A 22,516-nucleotide genomic window follows, 5' to 3' on the forward strand; every position below is an offset into this window, starting at 1 on the left:
GGGCTTGTCCGAGCGGCCGAAGCCGAGGTGGTCGGGGGCGACCACCCGGTAGCCGTCGGCCACCAGGGGCCCGATCCAGTCCTTGTAGAGGTAGGCCCAGCTGGGCTCGCCGTGCAGCAGCAGGAACGTGCCCCGCTCCTCCCCGGCGGCGATGCCGGCGGGCCGCTCGTCCACGTAGTGCTGGCGCAGGCCGTCGGGGTGCTCGAAGTACCGGGGCGACCACTCCCAGCCGATACCGGCGAAGCGCTCGTCGGGGGTGCGCACGACGTCGACGCCAGCCATGGGGCGAGCTACGACGTCATCCCGCCGAGGCCGACGAGGCCCCGGGCCAGCTCGATCTCGCCCATGTGGCGCAGGCCGTGCTGGTAGTGCCAGCACTCGAAGCCGTCGAGCACGGTGATGCCCTGCGGGCCGGCGCAGCGGGCGCTGTAGGTGCTGGCCACCTGCGGTGGGTACGGCGGGGCGATCAGCACCCGGGTGAGGTCGGCGGGGTCGATGGCGGCGAGGTGCGCCTCGGTGCGGTCGAACACGGTGCGCTGGTACTCCTTGAACGCCTCCCAGTCACCCAGGCGCTGGTGGACCATCTCCTCGACCGTGCGGTGCTTGCCGTGGTCGTTGATGGTGGGCTTGACCCGCTCGTACCACTCCTCGTTCCAGACCGGCATCTCGCCGGTGATGACCATGAAGGTGGAGTCCTCCATGTTCGTGTAGTGGAACAGCGAGAACGCGATGGGCAGCACGCCCTCGCGCTCGAAGTGGTTGACGTGCTCGAGGCCCATCGAGCCGACGGCCTGGTAGTAGAGGCCGTGCATGGTGGCCATGCGCCGGCGGAGGCTGTCGAGCAGCAGGTCGGCGGGAGGGGCGGCGGTCGTGGCGGCGGTCGCGTCGGTCATGTCAGTTCGCCTCCGGGGCGGTCGCTTCGAGCTCGTCGATGGTGGCACCCGGGTCGGCGTCGGCGTCGCCGATCTTGTCGAGCCGGGCGGTGAAGCCGAGGTAGTCCCACACCAGCTGGTCGCCGTCGCGGCGCCGGCGCACCTCCACGGGCAGGCCCACCGGGCGCAGCACGTGGACGCCGTCCTCGTAGGTGGCCACCACCGTGATGGGCGTGGCGTAGTCCATCTCGGCGACGTCGTGGACGCCGTTCTCCTCGGTGCCGTCCACCCGCATGTCGTGGATGATCCCGCCGGCGGTGACGACGAGGCGGTCGCCGCACTGCTCGATGCGCTGCACCTTGCCGAGGGCCCGGTGGTCGGGGACGACCGCGCCGCCGGACTCGACCTCGACGATCTGCCAGAGGCCACCCAGCTCGGGGGCCCCGTCGACGAGCGGCTGGGTGCAGCCGGCGAGGACGGGCGCGGGCATGGTCCCGTGCCACCCGCCCTCCGGAGTGTGGGCGACGGGGATGTCGTCGGCGGTCAGCGACGGGGCGCTGGTCGCCGGGCTGGCGGTCGTGGACGGCCCACCGGCCGCCGCTGCCTCGGTCCCCGGATCGCTCACGTCGTCCCCCTGTCCGCCGCACGCGCTGAGCGCCAGCACCACGGTCAGCGCCACGGTGCGGACGGCGACGCCTGCGGCTCGTTCCACTTGCACAGGCTAAGTATTGTCACTACCTTTGTCAATTGTCTCGTCGTGTGATGCCGAGCCGTTGGGGGAGCGTCGTGGATCTCGAGGTCGATCGCAGCCACCTGGACCGGGTGCAGGTACGTGATGAGCCGCCGGCGCCCCTGGCCGACGGCGCCGCCCGCATCGAGGTCGAGCAGTTCGCGCTGTCGGCCAACAACATCAGCTACGCGGCCTTCGGCGACCTGCTGCGCTACTGGGAGTTCTTCCCCGCGCCGGCCGGCGCCGACGGCACCCCCTGGGGGCGCATCCCGGTGTGGGGGTACGGCCGGGTCGTCGAGAGCCGGTGCGACGAGCTGGCCGTCGGCCGGCGCGTCTTCGGCTACCTGCCGATGTCGTCCGAGGTCACCTTCACCCCGGGGCGCTTCGACGAGCGCGGCTTCACCGACCTCGCCGCCCACCGGTCGGGCATGGCCGCCGCCTACAACCGGTACGTCTTCGTCGACGCCGACCCCTCCTACCGGGCCGACCGGGAGGGCCACCACCTCCTGCTCTACCCCCTGTTCTTCACCGCCTTCGTGGTGGACGACTTCCTCGACGACAACGACGACTACAGCGCCGAGCAGCTCTGGATCTCCAGCGCCTCGGCCAAGACGTCGATCGGCATCGCCTTCCTCGCCCGCCAGCGCCAGGCGGCGACGGTGATCGGGCTCACCTCCGAGCGCAACCAGGCCTTCGTCGAGGGCCTGGGCATCTACGACCGGGTCGTGACGTACGACGAGGTGGCCGAGGTCGATCCGGCGCCCGCCGTGTACGTCGACATCGCGGGCAACGACGACGTCACCCGTGCGGTCCACACCCACCTGGGCGACGCCCTCGCCTACAGCATGCGCGTCGGCGGCACCCACTGGGACCACCAGGCCGGTGCGCCGCCGGCCGAGGGACTGCCCGGGCCGACGCCCGAGTTCTTCTTCGCCCCGAACCAGCTGGCCAAGCGGTCCCACGAGTGGGGCCAGGACGAGCTCGACGCCCGCATGGGTGCGGCATGGTCCACCTTCGCCGACTGGATCGACGGCTGGCTGCGCTTCGAGCGCGCCGAGGGCCCCGAGGCAGTCGAGGCCGCCTACCGGTCGCTGCTGACCAACGAGGCCGACCCCGCCACCGGCCACCTCTGCACCCTGGCCCGCGCCGACTGAACGACCCACCAACCGACGACACGAGGGAACGAACGAGATGCAGCTGGACGGACGAGTGGCCGTGGTGACCGGAGCGGCCTCGGGCATCGGGCGGGCCATGAGCGAACGGTTCGTGGCCGAGGGCATGTCGGTGGTCATGGCCGACATCGAGGGCGACAAGCTGAAGGGCGTGGCGGACGAGCTCGCCGCCGCGGGCGCCGCCGTGCACGCGGTCGAGATGGACGTCGCCGACGCTGACCAGGTCGAGGCCCTGCGGGACCAGGCCATCGCCAGCTTCGGGGCGGTCCACCTCCTGTGCAACAACGCCGGCGTGGGCTCGCCCCGGCCGAACGTGTCCACCAGCCCGGCGCTGTGGCGCTGGGTCACCGAGGTCAACCTGCTCGGCGTCGCGTACGGCGTGAGCGCCTTCGCCCCGCACTTCGTCGAGCAGGGCGAGGGCCACATCGTCAACACCGCCTCCGAGGCCGGTCTCACCCCGTCGCCGCTCCTCGGCGCCTACCACGCCACCAAGTACGCGGTCGTGGGGCTGTCCGAGTCGCTGGCCCTCGAGCTGAACGGCACGGGCGTCGGCGTGTCCTGCCTGTGCCCCGAGCTGGTCGACACCCTCGTGTTCGAGTCCACCCGCAACGCGCCGGCCGAGCTCGGCCTGGGCGACCCGCCGCCGGTGGACATCCACCAGGTCGAGCAGTGGATGCAGACCGTGGCCATGGATCCGGCCGACGTCGCCGCCGACGTCGCCTACGCGGTGAAGGCCGGCCGCTTCTGGGTGCTCACCCACCAGTCCACGCTCGACCGCGTCAAGCGCCGCAACGCCGACCTCGAGGCCGGCCGCATCCCGAGAGGTGTCCGATGAGCGAACGTCGAGGGCCGAGCTACGGCACCCCGAACTTCGAGATGATCAGCCGCTGGTTCCAGCTGCCTCCCGAGGACGACACCCCCTTCTGGGCCGTCAACCTCATGAAGTACAAGGCGCGGGCGGACTACGGCGACGACGGGGACCAGGGCCGCACCGGCCGCGAGGCCGACGACGCCTACACGCCCTACGGCCCGCTGGCGGAGATCGGCGCCATGATCGCCTTCGCCGGCGACGTCGTGGAGCAGCGGGGGAGCAGCCCCACGTGGGACCGCATCGGCATCGTGCGCTACCCGCACCGCGCCGGGTTCTTCGCCATGCAGCAGCGCGACGACTTCAAGGACCAGCACGTCCACAAGGAGGCGGGCATGGAGGCGACCATCGTGATGTCGTGCCTGCCGGTCGAGGGGGCGCCGCTCGCGGCCACCCCCGACGGCGGCACGGTGGTGCTGCGGGTACGACGCTTCCCCGGCGAAGCGCCCGCCGACGAGCGGCTGCCCGACGGGATCACCCCGCTCAGCCGCTTCGCGGTGGAGGGCGTGATCGTCGGTGACGACCGCACGTGGCACGAGGTCCGCTTCGACCACGTGGCCGAGGGCGCCGACGGCGAGGCGCTGCTCGACCTCGCCGGCACGGAGGAGGGCTTCGCCGTCGTGGTGACGCCGACGGCCCCGTACGACCGGCTGGTCGAGTCCATCGAGACCGCCGACGACGCACCGAAGCGGGAGGCCTGACCGTGGACGTCCTTCGCACCCCTGACGAGCGCTTCGAGGGTCTGCCCGACTGGGACTTCGCCCCGCACTACGGGACGGTCACCGCGGCCGACGGCACCGAGCTGCGCTTCCACTTCGTGGACGAGGGCCCCCGTGACGCCGCGCCGATCCTGCTCCTGCACGGCAACCCGTCGTGGTCGTACCTGTACCGCCACATGATCCGGGGGCTCGCTGATCGGGGCCACCGAGTGCTGGCGCTCGACCTCATGGGCATGGGCCGCTCGGACAAGCCGACGGCCCGAAGCGACTACACCCTGGCCGCCCACGTCGACTGGGTGGGCCAGTGGCTCGAGGCCGAGGACGTCACCAGCGCCACCCTGTTCTGCCAGGACTGGGGCGGCATCATCGGGCTCTGCGCCCTGCGCGAGCACGGTGACCGGTTCGACCGGGTGCTGGCCTCGAACACCGGGATCCCCGTCGGCGAGGGCGTCAACGAGTTCATGCAACAGTGGCTCGACTTCAGCCAGGGCGTCGACGAGCTGCCCGTGGGCTCGCTGCTCGCCGGCGGCACGACCCGGCCGCTGTCGCCCGAGGAGCAGGCCGCGTACGACGCGCCCTTCCCCGACGGCTCGTATCAGGCCTCCCCGCTCCAGTTCCCCCTGCTCATCCCGTTGCAGCCCGACAACCCCGGGGTGCCGATGTGCGTCGAGACCTGGGCGTACCTCGAGACATGGACCAAGCCGTTCCTCACGGTGTTCGGCTCCGAAGACGCCATCTCCTACAAGCCCGGCGCCCACCGCAAGTTCCAGCGCCTGGTGCCGGGCGCGGCGGGCCAGTCGCACCAGGTGATCGACGGCGCCAACCACTTCATCCAGGAGGACGCCCCCGACGCGCTCGTCGAAATACTCGACGGGTTCGCGAGAGCCTGACCAGGGAGTTCGCCCTCCGACCGTCGCTCGGCTCGTGCTCCGCTCCCCAACATGGGGGGTCGATCAGGGGTGATTCGTCCGAGCCCCGGTCGAATTAGTGCAAAGGGCCCTATTTCGGGAATTCGGTCAACCAGCGCTTCGTTCACCGTCCCCGGTGGTCGATACCTGTGGTGCACCGACACCCGATCCCCGATCGAGCGTCAGACGTGCCTCGGCGAAGGGAGGCGGTCATGACCCAGCGGATGCGACAGCGAGTGGCAGCAGCGGCGGTGCTCGGACTCACCGCAGGAGCGGGCGTGGCCGTGGCCCAATGGTCGTCGGACGCCGTGGGCGGCGGCTCGGTGACCGCGGGGGCGGCGCAGACCATCGTGGTCCGCGGAGGCGCCGCCGACGCCGACCTCTACCCCGGGTTCACCGCCGGCGACCTGGCCGTGCGGATCGACAACCCGAACCCCTATCCGGTGCGGTTCACCCTCCTCGAGGGTGGCGCGGTCACGCCGGACACGACGGCCTGCCCGACCGACGCCGTGCAGGTCGACGACGCGACGGTGGACGTGCTGGTCCCCGCCGGCGCCGCCGACGTCCCGGCGGTGCTCGCCGACGTGGTCAGCATGGACGCCTCGGCCCCGCAAGGCTGCAGCGGCGCCACGTTCGCCATCGAGGTCGAGCTCACCGGCAGCCAGGCCGCCTGACCGGAGGCCGGCCGTCCGGTCGTCCGGTAGCTTCGCCGGCGTGAGCGAGGCAGCGAGCGACCTGGTCCGCACCACGAGCGAGGGCGGGGTCACCACCCTCACCCTCGACGACGGCAAGGTGAACGCCCTCTCGCCGGCCATGCAGGCCGCCATCCACGGAGGCCTCGACGTCGCCGAGGCCGCGGGCGATGCGGTGCTCCTCGTCGGGCGTGAAGGCCGGTTCTCCGCCGGCTACGACCTGTCGCTCAGCGGCGACCCCGCCGCCTTCGTCGACCAGGTGCGCACGGGTTTCGAGCTCTGCGAGCGCCTCCTCGGCTTCCCCCACCCCGTCGTGATGGCCGCGACCGGCCACGCCATCGCCGGCGGTCTCTTCCTCCTGCTCTCCGGCGACTACCGCCTCGCCGCCGACGGCCCCTACAAGTTCACGGCCAACGAGGTGGCGATCGGCCTGCCCATCCCCACCGCCGCGGTGGAGATCTGCCGCCAGCGCCTCAGCCCGGCGGCGTTCGCCCGGGCCATCCCGCTCGCCGAGGTGTTCGGGCCGGAGGACGTCGTCGCCGCCGGCATCGTCGAGCGCGTGGTGCCGGCCGCCGAGCTCCTCCCAGCGGCGCGCGAGGTGGCGGAGCGCCTCGCGGGGCTCGACCGCAGCGCCCACCAGATCGCCAAGCAGCGCACCCGCGGCCAGGCTCTCGCCGCCATCCGAGCCGCGGTCGAGGCGGAGTTTCCGAGCTGACGTGACCCTGCCGCCCGGAAAAGCAGCGGGCGCGCCGATGAGTCTTGGGCTTGTATGGGGTCGACATGTCCATGACCGCTCCCCCCGCCATCGAGACCGAGGCGCTCGCCAAGAGCTTCGGTGAGACCCACGCCGTCGCCGGTATCGACCTGACCGTCGAGCAGGGCACGGTGTTCGGTGTGCTCGGCCCCAACGGCGCCGGCAAGACCACCACCATCCGCATGCTCGCCACCCTGCTGCAGCCCACCTCGGGGTCGGCACGGGTGCTCGGCCACGACGTCGTGCGTGAGGCCGACGCGGTGCGGCGATCGGTCAGCCTCACGGGTCAGTTCGCCTCGGTCGACGAAGAGCTCACCGGTCGCGAGAACCTGGTGCTGCTGGGGCGCATCCTCGGGCTCACCAAGTCGGCCGTCGACGACCGGGCCGACGAGCTCCTCGACGCCTTCGGCTTGTCGGAGGCCGGCGACCGCCTCACCAGCGAGTACTCGGGCGGCATGCGCCGTCGCCTCGACATCGCCGCCAGCATCGTGATCACCCCGCAGCTCCTCTTCCTCGACGAGCCCACCACCGGCCTCGACCCCCGCAGCCGCAACCAGGTGTGGGAGATCGTGCGGGTGCTGGTGGGGGAGGGCACCACCGTGCTGCTCACCACCCAGCACCTCGAGGAGGCCGACGAGCTGGCCGGGCGCATCGCCATCATCGACCGGGGCAAGGTCATCGCCGAGGGCACCAGCGGCGAGCTGAAGAAGCAGGTGGGCACCGGCAGCCTGCGGGTCCGCCTCCACGACCCCGCCCTGCGCGAGGAGGCCTCACGGGTGCTGGCCGCGGCGCTCGACGCCCCCATCGTCGACGGGGGCGACCCCACCGTCCTCACCGCTCGGGTGGCCGACCCCGACCGCGTGGCCCATGCGCTGAGCGACCTGTCCCACGCCGGCGTCGCCCTCGACGAGTTCTCGCTCGGCCAGCCCAGCCTCGACGAGGTGTTCCTGACCCTGACCGGCCATCCGGCCGAGCCCACCGAGGAGGTGGCGGCATGACCGTGCTCGACACCGACACCCCGCTCGAGGAGTCGGCCCTGCGCTCGGCGGTCTCCACCGCCGCCCGCCCGTCCCAGCCCGGAGCGCTGTCTGCCTCGCTCACGTTCGCCTGGCGCGCCATGCGCAAGATCAAGCACGTCCCCATGCAGCTGTTCGACGTGACCGCCTTCCCGATCATGTTCGTGCTGCTGTACACGTACCTCTTCGGAGGCGCGTTGGCCGGGTCACCCAGCGCCTATCTCCAGTTGCTGCTGCCCGGCATCCTGGTCATGACCGTCACCTGGATCACGATGTACACGGGCCAGGCCCTCAACACCGACATCTCCAAGGGCGTGTTCGACCGCTTCCGTTCGCTGCCGATGTGGCGGCCGGCGGTGCTGGTGGGGATGCTCCTCGCCGACACCGTCCGCTACACGATCGCCTCGGTCGTGGTCATCACCGTGGGCGTCATCCTCGGCTTCCGTCCCGACGGCGGCCCGCTCGGCGTGGTCGCCGCGGTGGCGCTGCTCCTGGTGTTCTCGTTCGCCCTCTCTTGGGTGTGGACCGTGGTGGGCCTCAAGGTGCAGAAGCCCGACACCGTGCTCCAGGTCAGCATGACCGTCCTCTTCCCGCTCACCTTCGCCAGCAACGTGTTCGTGGCGGTCGACACCATGCCGGGCTGGGTGCAGGCCTTCGTTCGGGTGAACCCCGTCACCCACCTCACCACCGCCTCCCGCGGCCTGATGCACGGGCTGCCCGTCGGCACCGAGGTCGGGTGGGTGCTGCTCTGGAGCGCCGGCCTGATCCTGGTGTTCGCTCCGGTCACCATGCGCCTCTACAACACCGAGCGTTAGGGCCCACACCGCCGTCGTGGCCCCCGAGGTCCTCTTCGCCACCAGCGACCTCGCGTACGGCTACTTCGCCGGCGGCCTCTCGCCGTCCGACGAGATCCTGCGCGAGGCGCTCGAGCATCGGGGGCGCCCCGTGGTCCCGGTGGTGTGGGGTGGTCCCGTGCCGCATGGCGCTTCGGTGGTGCTGCGGGCGACCTGGGACTACGTGGACGACCCCGAGCGCTTCGTGCGGTGGCTCGACCACCTCGACGAGCAGGAGGCGGCGGTGGCGAACCCCACCCCGACCGTCCGCTGGAACCTGCACAAGCGCTACCTCAACGACCTCGAGGCCCGAGGCGTGCCGATCGTGCCCACGCGGTTGCTGGCCCGCTCCAGCCCGGTGACGCTCGACGACGTCCGCCGCGCCACCGGTTGGGGCGACGTCGTGGTGAAGCCGGCCATCGGCGCCACCGCTCGCCTGACCGTGCACGAGGCCCGAGAGGGGCCGGAGGCGACGGCAGCCCACCTCGACGCCGTCCTGGCGGGCGAGGACGTGCTGGTCCAGCCCTTCGTCGCCTCGGTGGCCACCGAGGGCGAGGTGTCGGTGATGGCGGCGGCGGGGGTACCGACCCACGCGGTCCGGAAGCGACCGAAGGCCGGCGACTGGCGCGTGCAGGTCAACTTCGGCGGCACCGACGAGCGCATCGACCTGGACGATGAGCTCGAAGCCGTCGCCCGCCACGTGCTGGCGGCCCTCGACGAGGTGCCGGCGTACGCGCGGATCGACCTCGTGCGCCACGAGGGCGTGCTGCGCCTCATCGAGCTCGAGTTGATCGAGCCCGACCTCTTCCTCGACCGCGCGCCCGAGACCGCCGAGGTGCTCGCGGACGTCCTGGTGGGCGCAGTGTGATCGTGCCGCGGCCCAGCGCCGCGATGGTTAGCGTCTGGCCGTGCCCGACGAGCGATCGCACCTGCTGACCACCGCGGAGATGGCCCGGTTCGTGGCCGACGGGATGCTCCGCTTCGAGGCCCTCGTGCCCGACGACATCAACCAGGCCGCGCTCGAGCTCTTCAGCCAGACCGGCATGGCCGACATGTTCCGCCCCAAGCCGAACAGCGGCACGCCCTTCGCCGACCTCTACCCCGAGCCCTCGCCCATCGGGGCGATGCTGCGTCTGCCCCAGATCCAGGGCATCCTCACCAGCCTCGTCGGCCCCGATCCCCGCTACGACCACGACTGGGTGCACGTGCGTCTCCCCGGCGACCTGGTCGACCAGCACCTGCACCAGGACGCCATCATCGACACGACCCTGGCCTTCGACGTCCAGCTGTTCTGGTTCCCCCACGAGGTGCGCCCCGGGGAGGGCGGCACCGGGTACATCCCGGGCTCGCACCTGCGTGTGGTCAACGAGTTCGACGTCGCCCGGTACCAGAACCTGGTCGGCCAGCGCGACGTCGTCGGCCCCGCCGGCACCGTCGCCGTGTTCCACCAGGGGCTCTGGCACCGGGGCCGGGCCAACGCCGGCGACTCGCAGCGGTGGATGTACAAGATCCGTCTGAACCCGACCCAGCCCCAGGTGCGCCATTGGGACCTCGCCGACTTCGACGAGGTGAACGGCCACCCCCACGACCACATCTTCGCCACCTATCAGGACAGCACCGCGGCGGCGATGTTCCGGGCACCCCAACCGTGGTTCGAGCACGGCGCCAGCCGCCTCGAGACGGTCAACCGCTCGCGGCTGTGGCGCTACCTGACCGGTGACGACCAGTTCGACTCGGACTGGTACCTCACCCGCACGAGCGGCAGGCAGGGCCTCGACGCGGCGACGGCCGGCGTGGGCTCGGCCGGGGGAGACGCGGTCCGATGAGCACTCGTCAACAGGTCCTCGTCCTCTACTTGGCCTCGAGCGCGCTGGACGGTGCCGTGGTCGGCTGGGCCCGCTACGACGGCGACCAGCCCGGGCCGACCCCACCGGTGGCCGACAAGCCCAGCGCCCCCTACGCCACCGGCGTCGACGCCCTTCGCGACGGCTGGCGCCTCTTCCAGGCGTCGCCGCTGCAACCGCCGGCGCCCGGGGCCGAGCGTCGCACCAGCTACCTCCAACACGAGTTCCTCTTCGAGCGCCTCGTCGAGGTCTGAGACCGGGCGGCTTCTGCCTCGGCCGGCTCGTCGTCATGACGGCCTGAGCACCACCGGCCGATCCGACGAACACGCGAAGGCACTGGCGGGATCGTCCGGATCGGCGCATGCTGACGGGGTGGGGGTCGTGTTGACGCCCCGCCCGGTGGCGGGGTCGGTGGACGAGGTGTTGGCGGGCGCATCCCGCCGCGAGTCGTGGGCGCCGGCGGCGTCGCGCTCGAACACCGCGTTCGAGCGGGTGTGGATCGACGGCGAGCCGATGCTCGTGAAGCACCTGCACCTCGACGACGACTTCATCGGTCGCACCACCGGCGACATCGGTTGCCGTCCGCTTCGTGCGTGGGAGGCGGGTCTCTACGACGTCGCTCCGGACCGGATCGACCACGGCGTGGTGGGGGTGGCCGCCGGCGACGGGCGCAACGGCTGGGGGACGGCGCTGCTCATGCGCGATCTGTCCGCCTCGCTGGCATCCACCGGAGACCGTCCCTTCACCGAGGACGAGCACGTGGCCTTCCTCGGGGCGATGGCCGCCATGTGCGCGGCGACGTGGGGCTGGGAGGACCACCTCGACCTGCTTCCCTATCCCCGGCGATGGGAGTTCTTCGCCGAGGCGACCCTCGTCGGCGAGCAGGCGCTGGGGTGGCCCGAGCGGGTGCCCGAGATCGCCGACGAGGGGTGGCGACGCTTCTTCGCCGGCGCCCCGGCGCCGGTGGCCGACGGGGTGCGGGCGCTTTGGAGCGACGTCGGCCCGCTCGCCGAGGCCCTTGCCGCCACGCCGTCCTGCTTCCTCCACGGTGACTGGAAGAACGGCAACATCGGCCTCGGCGCCGACGGCCGGGTGGTGCTCATCGACTGGGTGTACCTGGGCGCCGGCCCGGCCTGCCACGAGCTCGGCTGGTACCTCGCCCTCAACCGCGACCTGATCCCGGCGGACCGGTCGAAGGAGGACGTCATCGAGGAGTTCCGCTCGGCGCTGGAGGCCGCCGGCGTGGCCACCGACGGCTGGTGGTCCCGTCAGCTCCCCCTCGCCCTGCTGGGGACGTTGGTGCAGTTCGGCTGGGAGAAGGCCTACGGCGACGCCGACGAGCTCGGCTGGTGGTGCGACCGCGCCGAGGAAGGCCTCGCAATCCTCTGACCGCAGGCGCTCGCGAGAACGGACGGTCGGTCCCCACCGGGGCTGCGCTCGTCCCGTCGGCGCCCACGGCCCCGGCCCTGGACCTTCGACCCTTCTCCTGAGGTCGCGGCGGGAGGACGATCTCGGTGGAGAGCAGAGCAACCGCTCTCCGGGAGAGAGGAAGGTCCCACGATGCGCCGCCTCCGCCGCCCGGTCCGGGGGGTTCTGGTGGTTGTCCTCGCGGTCCTCTTCGTCGGCCTGGTGGTCGTGCCGCCGACCGCCCGTGCGCAGGTCTCGCCGGGGTATGCGAATCGGGTGACCCGGACCATCGAGGATCGGTGCGGTCGGCCCGTCGACGACTTCCCGTTCCCGATCATGGTCACCCCTCCGCACACGCCGCACGACCCGATCGGTGACTTCGACCGGGTCGACCGGGATCGTACGGGATCGCGGACGTTCTGGATCCCGACGGTCGCCTGTACCACCGGCTTGTTCGGTCGCTACTGGCTGACACCGCGGGCGCCGACGTCGGCCGCTCGCCTCGTGGGGGTGAAGTTCGTCGGCGTGTCGTGGACGGGTGCCGCCGACAACGCGCTCGTGGTCTTCAGCCTGTTGGACCGCACGACCGAGGACAACGCGCTGGGGACGGTCGAGGGTGCCGCCGCCACCATGCCGGGCCAACTGGTCGGGGTGCTCTTCGAAAGATCCACGCCTCAGATCCTGATGCGGTTGGAAGCGCCGGTCCCAGAGGCCGAGCGGCGCTTCGTGGCGGCCGTCGACACCGAGAACCTGCCCACGGGGAAGCCGACGACCTATCCCACCAGCATCACCGTCGACCGGATCGTGTGGCTCTGGCGGGTCTGACCGGCTCGGCCTCCACGGCAACTCGGTTGGGCGGTCGTCGCGGCTGCACCCGGATGAGCGGTGTCAGTCCGCGGGTGGTGCGGTGGACGATGGTGCTCATCGTCGGTCTCCGTGGTCACTCTGACGACCCTTCAGAGACCCCGGAGCTGTCGGGTCGGGGTGCGTCAGGCGCGGCGGTCGCGGCCGGCGGGCATCCAGTTGGGGCCGGCGGTGGCGTCGATGCGGGCCATGAGGGTCGGGCCGGCGGGCTCGACGAGGTCGAGGAAGGCCCGGGTGCGGTCCTCGCCGAGGTGTTGCCACGCCGCTGCGCAGAGTTGGTCGAGGCGGTCCTCGAGGCCTTGGCGGTAGGCGATGCCGTCGGCGTTGACGACCCCGTCCTCGGCGAGGCCCCGGCGTTCGAGCTCGGCCAGTGCCACGGTGAGGGCGTCGTCGTCGGCGCCGCGGCTGCGGGCCACCCAATGGTCGTCGTAGGCCCGCCACGCACCGTCGAGCACGCCGGCCATGTCGCCCGTGAGGTCCTCGGCGATCTGGATGGCCCAGTGGGTGTCGCCTCGCCACTCTCGGACGCAGTTGACCGCCAGCCACGCCGACAGCAGCGGATCGTCGGCCGGGCGCGGCCAGGCCCGGTGGGCGGCGAACAGTGCCCGACCCGCGACGGGGAGCGCGTCGGCGGCGTCCCACAGCGGTTCCGCGAGCTCGGCCAGGCCGTCGCAGAGCTCGGGGACGTGGCGGCGCAGGCCGCCCACCACGGCCTCGTCGCGCACTCGGGCGGCCTCGGCGAAGGTCGTGTGCTGGCAGCAGAGGTCCAGCGAGACGGCCACGAAGGCGGGGTGGATGGAGTAGAAGGCGGCCGTCACGACGTCGTTGCCCGCCGCTCCCAGCGGCGCCCCGCGTGACGCGATGTAGTAACCCAGGCCGTCGGGCACGCCGAGGTCGGCGTAGCCGGCGATGGCCTCCGGATCCCAGTAGATCCAGCCCACGAGGCGGTGCGACGCCTTCCCGGCGCGGCGGCTCAGCTCGAGCCAGTCGGGGGCGGTCGTCGCGTCGGTCGAGGGCGGGGACACCGGGGCGTGCGCCTCAGACCTTCCGGCCCAGGAAGGCGGCCAGTTGGTCGGCCGCGCTGGCTCCTTCGGGGGCGGGCTGCTCGGGGCCGAACACGGTGCCCTCCTCCGAGCGGAATGCCGGCTGGATCATCACCTTCGAGGTCTCCAGCAGCTGTACGGCGAGCTCGGGCGCGAGGTCGGTGTCCTGGCCGGTGGCCTTGGCGACGTCCCATGCGTGCGTGAACGTGTCGGTCGTCAGGAGGCCCATCACCGCGGCGCCGGGCATGTCGCCGAAGGGCAGCGAGACCGTCTTCTGGAGGGCACCGTCGGCCTGGAAGGCCTCGATGCACTGGCGGGACTCGTCATCGAAGCTGGCGAGGAAGTCGCCGGCGGCGTAGTCGACCTCGTCGCCGCCGGGCTGCTCGCCGCGCATCGCCGTGGTGAAGAACTTCTGGCCGCCGACGATGTGGTTCACGACGTCGCGGACCTTCCACTGGGCGCACGGCGAGGGTGCGTCGAGCTGGTCCGAGGCGACGCCGGCGAGCACCGATCGGGTGGCGGCGATGGCTTGTTCGAGCGGCTGGGTCGACATGTCTGGCTCCTCGGGGGTCGTGGTGCGGGCGCCACCCTACGACGGGGCGCCGGGCGAGGCTGACGAGCGCCGCCCGAGACGGGAATCCTCCGTCCACGCCCCGGGTTGGACCCGCCGTGCGCATCGATGTGTGGTCCGACGTCATCTGTCCGTGGTGCTACCTGGGTGCCCGTCGCCTCCACCGGGCGATCGACCAACTCGGCTGGCAGGAGGAGGTGGAGATCCACTGGCGGGCCTTCCAGCTGGATCCGTCCACCTCCCGAGAGCCCGGCGACCTGCGTGAGGCCATCAACCGCAAGTACGGCCCAGGTTCCTTCGACGGCATGACCGAGCGCCTCACCGCCCTGGGCGTCCCCGAGGGCATCGACTACCGCTTCGACCTGGCGCTGCGGGTCAACACCCTCGACGCCCACCGCCTGCTCTCCTGGGCCCACACCGCCGGCGTGGCGGAGCAGGGCGCCCTCTACGACCGACTCTTCCTCGCCTACTTCACCGAGGGCGCGAACGTGGCCGACCACGAGACCCTCGTGCGGCTGGCGGCCGAGGCCGGCCTGGACCCCGACGAGGCCGCCGAGGTGCTCGCCGCCGGCGCCTTCGCCGGCGAGGTGCAGGCGGACCTCGACGCCGCCCGCGACCGCGACATCCACGGCGTGCCCAACTTCGTCATCGAGGACCGGTTGTCCATCCCGGGTGCGCAGGAGGTCGACACCATGGTCCTGCTCCTCCAGCGCGCCCGGGAGCGCCTCACCGCCGGCGCCTGACGACCTCACGCCGATCGTCCCGGGACCAGGATCGTGAGGTCCACGTCGCGATCACGAGACCGGAACGCCTACCCCGAAGAAGGGGGTCAGCTGAGGTCGGTGGGGGCGGGCTCGCAGGTGGTCGGCGGGGGGCCGCCGTGGTCGGCCAGCCAGGTGAGGGTCTCGCAGACGCTGGGCCCGAGGACCGTGTCGTGGCCCTCGCCGGCGTAGAGGCGGTAAGTGACGTCGACGTCCTGTGCCTCGAGGCTGTTCACCAGGTCGTCGGTGAGGAACTGGGGGACGTCGTGGTCCTCGCTGCCCTGGACCACGAGGAGTGGCCCCTCGGTCGGCTCGAGGTCGGGGTTGCCCACCTCGGCCAGCAGGTCGGACAGGCGCTGCATCTCGGCGTCGGGCATGGCGAACAGGTCACCGGGCGGAGCGTCGCTCAACGCGTCGAGGGCCTCGAGCAGGCAGCCCGACTCGAGCAGCAGATCGGCGTGGGGTCGGGCGGCAGGGCCGAGGAGGGAAGCGACGTCGAGGCCCTGGTCCACGGTGCTGAGCCCGGCCAGGAAGTAGACGCCGTAGGCCACGTCGGCGGGGACCGCGCCGAGGGCGATGCCGGGCAGGGCGAGCTCCAGGTTGCTCGACGGGGCGATGGCCACGGTGGCGGCGAGGTGGAGGTCGGGATGGCGCGCCGCGGCCCGGGTGGCGAAGAGCGCCGCCTGCCCGCCCTCGGAGTGGCCGACCGCGAACCAGGTCGGTGCGAGGTCGGCGTCCAACGAGCGCGCCGCAGGCACGATGTCGGCGACCGCGTTCCCGAGGTCCTCGCCGACCGAATACGAGTGCAGGCCCGGGGTCCCGAGGCCGACGTAGTCGCCGGCGGCGACGGCGTACCCCGCCTCGAGGAACCAGCGCACCTGCTGGGCGTACTCGTTGTAGAAGAGGTTGGGGTGCAGCGACGGGGCGCAGGCGTCGGCCACCCCGGACGTGCCGTGGGCCCAGGAGAGCACCGGCCACCCACCCTCGGGCGGCTCGCCGTCGGGGACGATCAGGGTGCCGCTGACGGCCCGGTCGGCGCCCGTGCGATCGGTCGAGTGGTAGAGCAGGTCGGTGCGGGTGGCGCCCTCGAACTCCTCGCTCGGAGCGGTCTCGCCGACGGCGATCACCTCGCCGGGCTCGCCGGCGGGGAAGGGATCGGGCACGGCCCAGCCGTCGCCGTCGCGCTCGAGGGTGTCGACCCGGACGCCATCCTGGGTGGCGGCCGTCGTCGCGGGGCCGCCCGCGGCGGCATCTGTGTCGGCGTCGGACGAGCAGGCCGCGCTCACTCCAGCGGACAGCACCAGCATGAACGCCAACGCACCGGTGCGAACCCCGAGACCGACGCCCATGGCTGTGAGAACCTACGACATGGCGATCTCGTCTGACAGTTGCACGGACGGACCCGTCGTGCGCCCGGCCTGCGCCGCCGGTCGAACGGCTCCGACGTCCCCTGGGTGCTCACTCCGTGGGGGCGGGCGCTGATGCGGGCGGCGGTGATGGCGGGTCTCGGCGCCCCCCTCGACGTGATCGACGTCCCCGACCCCACGCCGGCACCCCACGAGGTTGTGCTGCGCGTGGGTCACTGCGGCATCTGCGGGTCCGACCTGCACCTGCACGACGCCTTCGATCTGCCCGGATTGGTCCTCGGCCACGAGTTCGCCGGCGAGGTCGTCGCCGTGGGCACCGAGGTGGACGGATGGGCGCCCGGTCGACTCGCCGCCGGCTTGTCGCTGGCGTCGTGCGGGCAGTGCGACCACTGCCGGGCCGGACGCGTGCGCAAGTGCGCGACCGTGGCCATGCTCGGCGTCGAGCGCCCCGGTGCCTTCGCCGAGTACGTGGCGCTGCCCGCCCACGATCTGGTGGACCTGCCCGCCAACCTCACGTCCGCCCTCGGGGCGCTGGTCGAGCCGCTGTCGGTGGCCCGCCACGCCGTCGAGCGCGCCGGCGGGGTCGAGGGTCGGCACACCCTGGTGATCGGCGGTGGCCCGGTGGGGCTGGCGGTGTCGCTGTGGCTGCCGCTCTTCGGTGCCGCCTCGGTCACCGTCAGCGACCCGGCCGCAGGCCGACGCGAGACCGCTCTCGCCCTGGGTGTCGACGCGGTCGTCGACCCGACCGCCGGCCCGGTGCAGGGTGCCGACGGGACGGCCCCGTCCGTGGTGTTCGAGTGCGTCGGCCTGCCCGGCCTGATCGAGGGCGCCGCCGCGGCCTGCGCGGTCGATGGCCGGGTGGTGGTCGTGGGCGTCTGCATGGGGCCCGACACCATTGTCCCCATGACGGCCATGGCCAAGGAGCTCGACCTCGCCTACGCCTTCTACTACCGCCGCCAGGACTTCGAGGCCACCGTCGCCGCCCTCGACGACGGCTCGCTGCCGGGCGATCGCCTCATCACCGGGCAGGTGGGCCTCGACGACCTGCCCGCCCGCTTCGACGCTCTGAAGACGGCCAAGGACGACGTCAAGATCCTCCTGGCCCCCTGAGACAGGTCAGTTGTCGGTGATGGCGGGCGGGTGGGCCTCGACGTACTTGCGGAAGTTGGCGAGGGTCTTGCGGATGAAGGCGCCCATCACGGGCTTCAGTGGGGGCATGGTGTAGCGACTGGCCCCCTTCGGGGTCATGGCCATCACCCAGTCGACCCGGCAGCGGCCGTCGCCGAGGTCGGTCACCTGGTAGTCCTCGCCGAACGCCGCCGCGGCGGCCTTCGACATCTCGTTGAAGCGGAAGGCCATGCGCACCCCCGGCTCCCAGGCGATGAACTCCTCGTAGGCCGCCAACCCGCCGAGCATGTGGACCGTGCGGGTCGAGCCGACCTCGAGGGGGAACGGCGAGGTCCACTCGACTCTGGTGATGGCGAACACCCACTTCGTCCACGCCTCGGCGTCGAGGAAGACCGCGAAGACCTGCTCGGGCGTGGCCTCGATGGTCTCGCTGGCGGTGAAGCGAACCGGGGCGGTGTCGAAGTAGTCGAGTCCGACCTTCTCGCAGGATTCAGGCATGGGGCGTTCCCGTCGACGTCGTCATCTTGGACCGTGGCGTACAGGAGAACGCCGGTCTCACCAGCTTCGCATCACCTGCGCGGTGTCGAAGGCGTTGCACGTCGACGCCTTGGGGTAGTCGGCGGGGGCGAGGGGCGCCGCCACCTCGGCCGGGGTGGGGCCGATGCGGTCGGCCACAGGGCGCAGGGCGTCGAGGTCGAAGCGGAAGAACGCCGCGGCGTTGGTCTCGATCATCGCCCGGGCCTCGGCCTCGGGCTTGCCCCCGAAGGCCGCTCGCAGCGCCTCGGTGGTGAAGCCGAGCGAGCCCTCCGAGTGGGGGTAGTCCGAGCCCCACATGACCCGGTCGGTGGCGACGAGGTCGCCGGCGATGGGTGCCTCGGACGGGCGCAGGAAGCTGGCCCCCATCCAGAAGTTCCGGGCGAAGTACTCCGACGGCTTCATGGCCATGCCCGCGGCGACCTCGCCGAAGAAGAGCGACTCGGCCGAGTCGGGCAGGGTCATGCGCCGGTGGAACCAGTCGAGGGTCTCGAGGCCGCGGGGGAGCCACGCCATGCCCTGCTCGGTGAGGACCACCCGCAGGTCGGGGAAGCGCTCGAGCACGCCACCGAAGATCAGGTGCCAGACCGGGCGGTGGGCGAACCACGGCAGCTCGATCAGCATCATGGCCCGGGCGGCGATGTGCTCGCCGTAGTCGGGCAGGCCGCCGCCGCCGTGCACCTGGATGGGCAGGTCGAGCTCCTGGCAGACCGCCCAGAGCGGGTCGTAGTAGGGCTCCCAGAAGCCGGGCAGGCCGGCGTTCGGGGGCACCGATGGCAACAGCACGCCGCCCGTGAGGACGCCCTGATCGGCGGCCCAGCGCACCTCGGCGACGGCGTCGTCGATGTCGTTGGCGAACACCTGGAACACGCCGGCACGGCGGCCGGGGGTCTCCTTGCAGAAGTCGACCAGCCAGCGGTTGTGGGCCTGGACGCCGGCCCAACGCCGGTCGTAGTCGGCCGGCGTCGGGGGCAGAGCGGTGAGCTGGCTCGACTCGAAGAACGGCGGGACGGTGTTGGGGAAGAGCACCTCGGCGACGATGCCGTCGGCCTCGGTCTCCTCGAGGCGACGGGCCGAGTCCCAGCTGCGGTAGGCGGTGGGGGCCTGGAGGTCGGCGTACGGGTTGACGTAGGTGGGTGCCCACGCGTCGAAGTCGTCGTGCCACGACGACGCCAGGTACGCCTTGTAGTCGTAGAGGTCGGCGCCGGCGTGCCCGTCCGACGACACGACCGCGTACCGGCGCGCGTCGGGGGTGGTGTCGGTGGTCGTGCTCACAGCATCTCCATCATGTTGGGGGGCAGGGTGCCCTCTGCGATGGCGTCGGCGCGGGCGTGCAGGAGCCGGCCGGCGCGGTCCAGGTCGTGGCCGATGATGAAGTGGCCGGCCTTCACGCCGGCGACCACGAAGCGCCCGAGCTCGACGAGGTCGACCACGTCGGCGGGGCGGCCGGCGGCCTCGAGCTGCGCCTTGAACTCGGCGAAGGTGGTGCCCGGCGCCGCCGCCCGCTCCTTCTGGCGGGCCAGCTCGGCGGGGCGGTTGCGCTGGGCGGTCCACAGGCCGGTGTCGAGCAGCCCGCCGCCGGGATAGAAGATCGCCGCCCTCACGCGGTCCCCGGTCTCGCCCTTCAACTGGTGGGCGACGGCCTCGGTGAGGCAGGAGACGGCGGCCTTGCTGGACGCGTACACCGAGGCGTAGGGCACCGGGGCGATGCCGCCGTCGCCCGACGACGTGTTGACCACGAGACCGGGCTCGCCCGAGGCGATCATGCGGGGCAGGAAGCTGATGACCCCGTTGGCGGTGCCGAACACGTTGACGCTGAAGCACCAGCGCCAGTCGTTGGCCTCCTGCTCCCACGGCTTGCCCCCGCCACCGGAGGTGACGCCGGCGTTGTTGAACAGCAGGTGACAGGCGCCCTCGGTGGCGAACACGTCGGCGGCGAGTGCCTCGAACGAGGCGGCGTCGGACACGTCGGTGCGCACGCCCCGCACCGAGCCCTCGGGGAACTGCTCGCGCAGCTCCGCCACCGCGGCGTCGAGCACGGGCGCCTCGATGTCGCCGATGACGACCCGCACGCCCTCCTCCAACAGGGCGGTGACGATGCCCCGCCCGATCCCGCCGGCGCCGCCCGTCACCACGGCGACCTTCCCGCTCAGCTCCTCCATCGTCACGCCCGACCCCCAATTCCCTCGTTCTGGCCGCGGCGACCTGTTGTCACGCCAGAGAATCCGCGGCCAGAACGGACAGCGGGCGGGACCCGACGGACGTCGACGCCGCTCATACCGGCGGCCTCACCTGGTACTCGTCCTTCCACCAGCGGGCGGACTCGACCACGGCGGGGTCGGTGCGCCGGCTGGTGTCCTGGCCCAGCAGCGCCGGCGTCGGGCCGACCCGCTCGGCGACGGGCGCCAGCGCGTCGAGGTCGAAGCCGTAGCAGCGGGCCGCGGTGGTGCCGAGCATCGCCGCGGTGTCCTCCACGGGGACGTCGGCGAAGTCGGACTGGAGCTTGGCCAGCGTGTGGGGCCACGTGCCCTCGGGGTGCGGGTAGTCCGTCCCCCACATCACGACGTCGGTGCCGATGACATGGCGCCGGCGGATCTCCTCCTTGGACATGGTGGAGGCCCCGATGAAGATGTTCTCGCCGAAGTAGTCAGACGGCAGCTTCGAGATCTTGCCCTTCATGAGGGCGGCCATCTTCTTCGTGGTGTGGCCCCCACCCAGGTACTGGTCCCACTTCCACATCATGTCGGTGGACCAGTAGGCGGCGGCCTCGGTGACCACGAACTTGAGGCCGGGGAACTTCTCGAACGCCCCCGAGAACAGCAGATGCCACATCGGGCGGGTGGCCCACCAGACCACCTCGGCCAGGTAGATGCCGATGTGGTCGCCCATCTCCTCGCGTGGCGCCTCGCCCGAGTGGGTGTGGACGGGGAAGCCGGCCTCCTCGCACGCCGCCCAGAACGGGTCGTAGGCGGCGTCGTTGTAGGGGAGCTTCTCCCGCCACATGGTCGGGATCATCACGCCCCGGATGCCGGGCTCGCCGGCGAGGCGCTCGACCTCGGCCACACCTGCGTCGATGTCGAACGCCACCGGCACGAGGGCCACGCCGCCCCGCCGCTCGGGGTTGGTGGCGCAGAAGTCGACCAGGAAGCGGTTGTGGGCCCGGGCCCCGGCGAAGGCGAGATCGGGGCGCTCGATCATGCCCGCCCCGAGGCCGGCGCCGAACGGCGGCGAGGCGAAGCCGGTGATGGCGTCGGCGTCGGCGAACATGACCTCGGCGGCCACGCCGTCGGCGTCGAGTTCCTTGTCGCGCTGGGCGGCGTCGTAGCTGCCGCGGAGACCCTCCTCGTTCTCGGTCTCCCACCCCATGATGTAGTCGTAGTTGAGGGTCAGGGCCTCGTCCCGCTGGGCCTGCTGCTGGGCCAGGTACTGGTCGAAGTCGGCGTGGAAGGCCGGGTCGAGGTAGTCCCGGTAGTCGGGGGCGGGCAGGCCGCAGTGCGAGTCGGCCGAGATGATCGTGTAGCGACCGCCGGCGGCGTCGAGGATGCCGCTCGGCTCACCGGTGATGACGGCGTCGGGGGTCGGGTCAGTCATCGCCGCCTCCCAGCACCGAGAAGTCGTCGTAGCGCTGGTGCAGGAACGGGACCAGGTTCCCCCGGGGGACCGGGCCGATGATGCGCCCGACCTGCGTCGATGCCCGCTCGGTCCAGTTGAGGTCGACCATGCGCACGATGGCCAGGTCGGCGATGGGGTCGAGGGGCGCCTCTTTCAGGATGACCTCGCCCTCGATGGTCTCGTGCACCCGGGCCTTCTCGGTCTTCTCGCCGTAGACGAGCAGCGGATCCTGGTCGAGCTCGCCCGGGGTCTCGGCCGAGGGCGACACCTTGAACCAGAAGTCCCGCTTGGTCTTCTCGTAGGGCTCGCGGGCGTCGGTGACCGTGCCGTGGATCTCGCACACCGTGAAGCCCATGCGGGCGATGCCGGCGTCGATGGTGTCGCCGTCGCGCGTGGCCCAGACATCGGCGATCTTCTTGGGCTCGCCGTAGTGGTCCCGCCCGCCCATCACCGACTGCTCGGTGGTCATGGGCATGAAGATCGGGTACTCGCCCTCGTCGTCGCCGTGCTTCGCGGCCACCCCGAACCACCCGGCGCCGAACGTGGGGTAGCCGGGCATCTGCACCGACGTGATCGTGAGCCGTACCAGTGGGCGCGCTGCCGGCGACAACGGCGCGGGCAGCACCGCGGCGATGGCGTCCGGGTCGGTCTCCCACACCGCGGTCACCGCGGTCGACCAGATCTCGGCGGCGGTGGCCTCGATCTCCCGACTGCGCTGCACCGCCTTGGCCCCGTAGCGAACAGACATGTGTGATCCCCCGATCGGACCCCCGGCCGACGGGCCGGAGCGTCTCTGAACACTGTTACAGATGGCAGACGGC

At 71.9% G+C, this 22,516-nt stretch carries 26 protein-coding genes; 15 read left to right on the top strand and 11 right to left on the bottom strand.

The annotated features are described in order from the left end of the window. From JNK12_10030 to JNK12_10040, 3 genes are all read right to left on the bottom strand, one after another. Positions 1-282 (bottom strand): haloalkane dehalogenase (locus JNK12_10030; protein ID MBL8776261.1); only part of this gene is annotated, 282 nt, incomplete at its 3' end. Between the two features lie 8 nt (positions 283-290). Beyond that, positions 291-893 carry a hypothetical protein gene (locus JNK12_10035; GenBank protein MBL8776262.1) on the bottom strand — a complete coding sequence of 201 codons (603 nt, stop codon included), beginning with the start codon at positions 891-893 and terminating at the stop codon, positions 291-293. A 1-nt stretch (position 894) separates the two neighbouring features. After that, positions 895-1,584, bottom strand: a complete 690-nt coding sequence (locus JNK12_10040) for a hypothetical protein (GenBank protein MBL8776263.1) — start codon at positions 1,582-1,584, stop codon at positions 895-897. 50 nt (positions 1,585-1,634) lie between these two features. Between JNK12_10040 and JNK12_10045 the strand changes: the two genes are divergently transcribed. The 13 genes from JNK12_10045 (at position 1,635) to JNK12_10105 (ending at position 12,640) form a co-directional block, all read left to right on the top strand. Next, positions 1,635-2,756, top strand: a complete 1,122-nt coding sequence (locus JNK12_10045; GenBank protein MBL8776264.1) for a DUF2855 family protein — start codon at positions 1,635-1,637, stop codon at positions 2,754-2,756. A gap of 37 nt (positions 2,757-2,793) precedes the next feature. Further along, positions 2,794-3,609: an SDR family NAD(P)-dependent oxidoreductase gene (locus tag JNK12_10050; protein MBL8776265.1), complete on the top strand. Its 816-nt coding sequence runs from the start codon at positions 2,794-2,796 to the stop codon at positions 3,607-3,609. Then, positions 3,606-4,343: a hypothetical protein gene (locus JNK12_10055; protein ID MBL8776266.1), complete on the top strand. Its 738-nt coding sequence runs from the start codon at positions 3,606-3,608 to the stop codon at positions 4,341-4,343. The genes JNK12_10050 and JNK12_10055 overlap by 4 nt, the downstream gene beginning before the upstream one ends. Before the next feature lie 2 nt (positions 4,344-4,345). Continuing rightward, positions 4,346-5,251 (top strand): haloalkane dehalogenase, encoded by a 906-nt coding sequence (locus JNK12_10060; protein MBL8776267.1) that lies wholly within the window; start codon positions 4,346-4,348, stop codon positions 5,249-5,251. Between the two features lie 242 nt (positions 5,252-5,493). Further along, positions 5,494-5,943, top strand: coding sequence for a hypothetical protein (locus JNK12_10065; GenBank protein MBL8776268.1), 450 nt, complete (start codon positions 5,494-5,496; stop codon positions 5,941-5,943). Positions 5,944-5,983: 40 nt separating this feature from the next. Further along, entirely contained in the window at positions 5,984-6,676 is a 693-nt protein-coding gene (locus tag JNK12_10070) for a crotonase/enoyl-CoA hydratase family protein (GenBank protein MBL8776269.1), read from the top strand. 71 nt (positions 6,677-6,747) lie between these two features. Beyond that, entirely contained in the window at positions 6,748-7,713 is a 966-nt protein-coding gene (locus tag JNK12_10075; GenBank protein MBL8776270.1) for an ATP-binding cassette domain-containing protein, read from the top strand. Next, positions 7,710-8,546 (top strand): ABC transporter permease, encoded by an 837-nt coding sequence (locus JNK12_10080; protein ID MBL8776271.1) that lies wholly within the window; start codon positions 7,710-7,712, stop codon positions 8,544-8,546. Before JNK12_10075 ends, JNK12_10080 begins: the two co-directional genes overlap by 4 nt. 16 nt (positions 8,547-8,562) lie before the next feature. Next, entirely contained in the window at positions 8,563-9,432 is an 870-nt protein-coding gene (locus JNK12_10085) for a hypothetical protein (GenBank protein ID MBL8776272.1), read from the top strand. Between the two features lie 40 nt (positions 9,433-9,472). Next, entirely contained in the window at positions 9,473-10,390 is a 918-nt protein-coding gene (locus JNK12_10090; protein MBL8776273.1) for a phytanoyl-CoA dioxygenase family protein, read from the top strand. Continuing rightward, the gene (locus JNK12_10095) at positions 10,387-10,662 is read left to right on the top strand and encodes a hypothetical protein (protein MBL8776274.1); all 276 of its coding nucleotides are present in this window, start codon (positions 10,387-10,389) and stop codon (positions 10,660-10,662) included. Before JNK12_10090 ends, JNK12_10095 begins: the two co-directional genes overlap by 4 nt. Positions 10,663-10,780: 118 nt before the next feature. After that, complete coding sequence (locus tag JNK12_10100) at positions 10,781-11,797, top strand: phosphotransferase (protein ID MBL8776275.1); 1,017 nt, start codon at positions 10,781-10,783, stop codon at positions 11,795-11,797. Positions 11,798-11,968: 171 nt separating this feature from the next. Continuing rightward, positions 11,969-12,640, top strand: a complete 672-nt coding sequence (locus tag JNK12_10105) for a hypothetical protein (protein MBL8776276.1) — start codon at positions 11,969-11,971, stop codon at positions 12,638-12,640. A 164-nt stretch (positions 12,641-12,804) separates the two neighbouring features. On the opposite strand, the gene JNK12_10110 is transcribed toward JNK12_10105, so the two are convergent. Next, complete coding sequence (locus tag JNK12_10110) at positions 12,805-13,704, bottom strand: hypothetical protein (protein ID MBL8776277.1); 900 nt, start codon at positions 13,702-13,704, stop codon at positions 12,805-12,807. Between the two features lie 13 nt (positions 13,705-13,717). Further along, positions 13,718-14,275: a TIGR03086 family protein gene (locus tag JNK12_10115; protein MBL8776278.1), complete on the bottom strand. Its 558-nt coding sequence runs from the start codon at positions 14,273-14,275 to the stop codon at positions 13,718-13,720. A 116-nt stretch (positions 14,276-14,391) separates the two neighbouring features. Here JNK12_10115 and JNK12_10120 point away from each other — a divergent pair, with 116 nt between their 5' ends. Beyond that, on the top strand, positions 14,392-15,036 hold the full coding sequence (locus tag JNK12_10120; GenBank protein ID MBL8776279.1) for a DsbA family oxidoreductase: 645 nt from the start codon (positions 14,392-14,394) through the stop codon (positions 15,034-15,036). An 86-nt stretch (positions 15,037-15,122) separates the two neighbouring features. On the opposite strand, the gene JNK12_10125 is transcribed toward JNK12_10120, so the two are convergent. Continuing rightward, positions 15,123-16,403 (bottom strand): hypothetical protein, encoded by a 1,281-nt coding sequence (locus JNK12_10125; protein ID MBL8776280.1) that lies wholly within the window; start codon positions 16,401-16,403, stop codon positions 15,123-15,125. Positions 16,404-16,442: 39 nt separating this feature from the next. On the opposite strand from JNK12_10125, the gene JNK12_10130 reads away from it, so the two are divergent. Further along, a complete protein-coding gene (locus JNK12_10130) occupies positions 16,443-17,531 on the top strand; it encodes an alcohol dehydrogenase catalytic domain-containing protein (protein ID MBL8776281.1) in 1,089 nt (362 codons plus the stop codon). A gap of 6 nt (positions 17,532-17,537) precedes the next feature. On the opposite strand, the gene JNK12_10135 is transcribed toward JNK12_10130, so the two are convergent. The 5 genes from JNK12_10135 to JNK12_10155 all read right to left on the bottom strand — a co-directional run bounded on the left by JNK12_10135 (position 17,538) and on the right by JNK12_10155 (position 22,443). Then, entirely contained in the window at positions 17,538-18,047 is a 510-nt protein-coding gene (locus tag JNK12_10135) for an SRPBCC family protein (protein MBL8776282.1), read from the bottom strand. 57 nt (positions 18,048-18,104) lie between these two features. Next, positions 18,105-19,358: an amidohydrolase gene (locus JNK12_10140; protein ID MBL8776283.1), complete on the bottom strand. Its 1,254-nt coding sequence runs from the start codon at positions 19,356-19,358 to the stop codon at positions 18,105-18,107. Then, complete coding sequence (locus JNK12_10145; protein ID MBL8776284.1) at positions 19,355-20,251, bottom strand: SDR family NAD(P)-dependent oxidoreductase; 897 nt, start codon at positions 20,249-20,251, stop codon at positions 19,355-19,357. Before JNK12_10145 ends, JNK12_10140 begins: the two co-directional genes overlap by 4 nt. 106 nt (positions 20,252-20,357) lie before the next feature. Further along, complete coding sequence (locus JNK12_10150) at positions 20,358-21,674, bottom strand: amidohydrolase (GenBank protein MBL8776285.1); 1,317 nt, start codon at positions 21,672-21,674, stop codon at positions 20,358-20,360. Continuing rightward, positions 21,667-22,443: an acetoacetate decarboxylase family protein gene (locus JNK12_10155; GenBank protein ID MBL8776286.1), complete on the bottom strand. Its 777-nt coding sequence runs from the start codon at positions 22,441-22,443 to the stop codon at positions 21,667-21,669. Before JNK12_10155 ends, JNK12_10150 begins: the two co-directional genes overlap by 8 nt. Positions 22,444-22,516 lie beyond the last annotated feature (73 nt).

This window comes from Acidimicrobiales bacterium (assembly GCA_016794585.1).
Classification (GTDB): domain Bacteria; phylum Actinomycetota; class Acidimicrobiia; order Acidimicrobiales; family DATDAH01; genus JAEUJM01.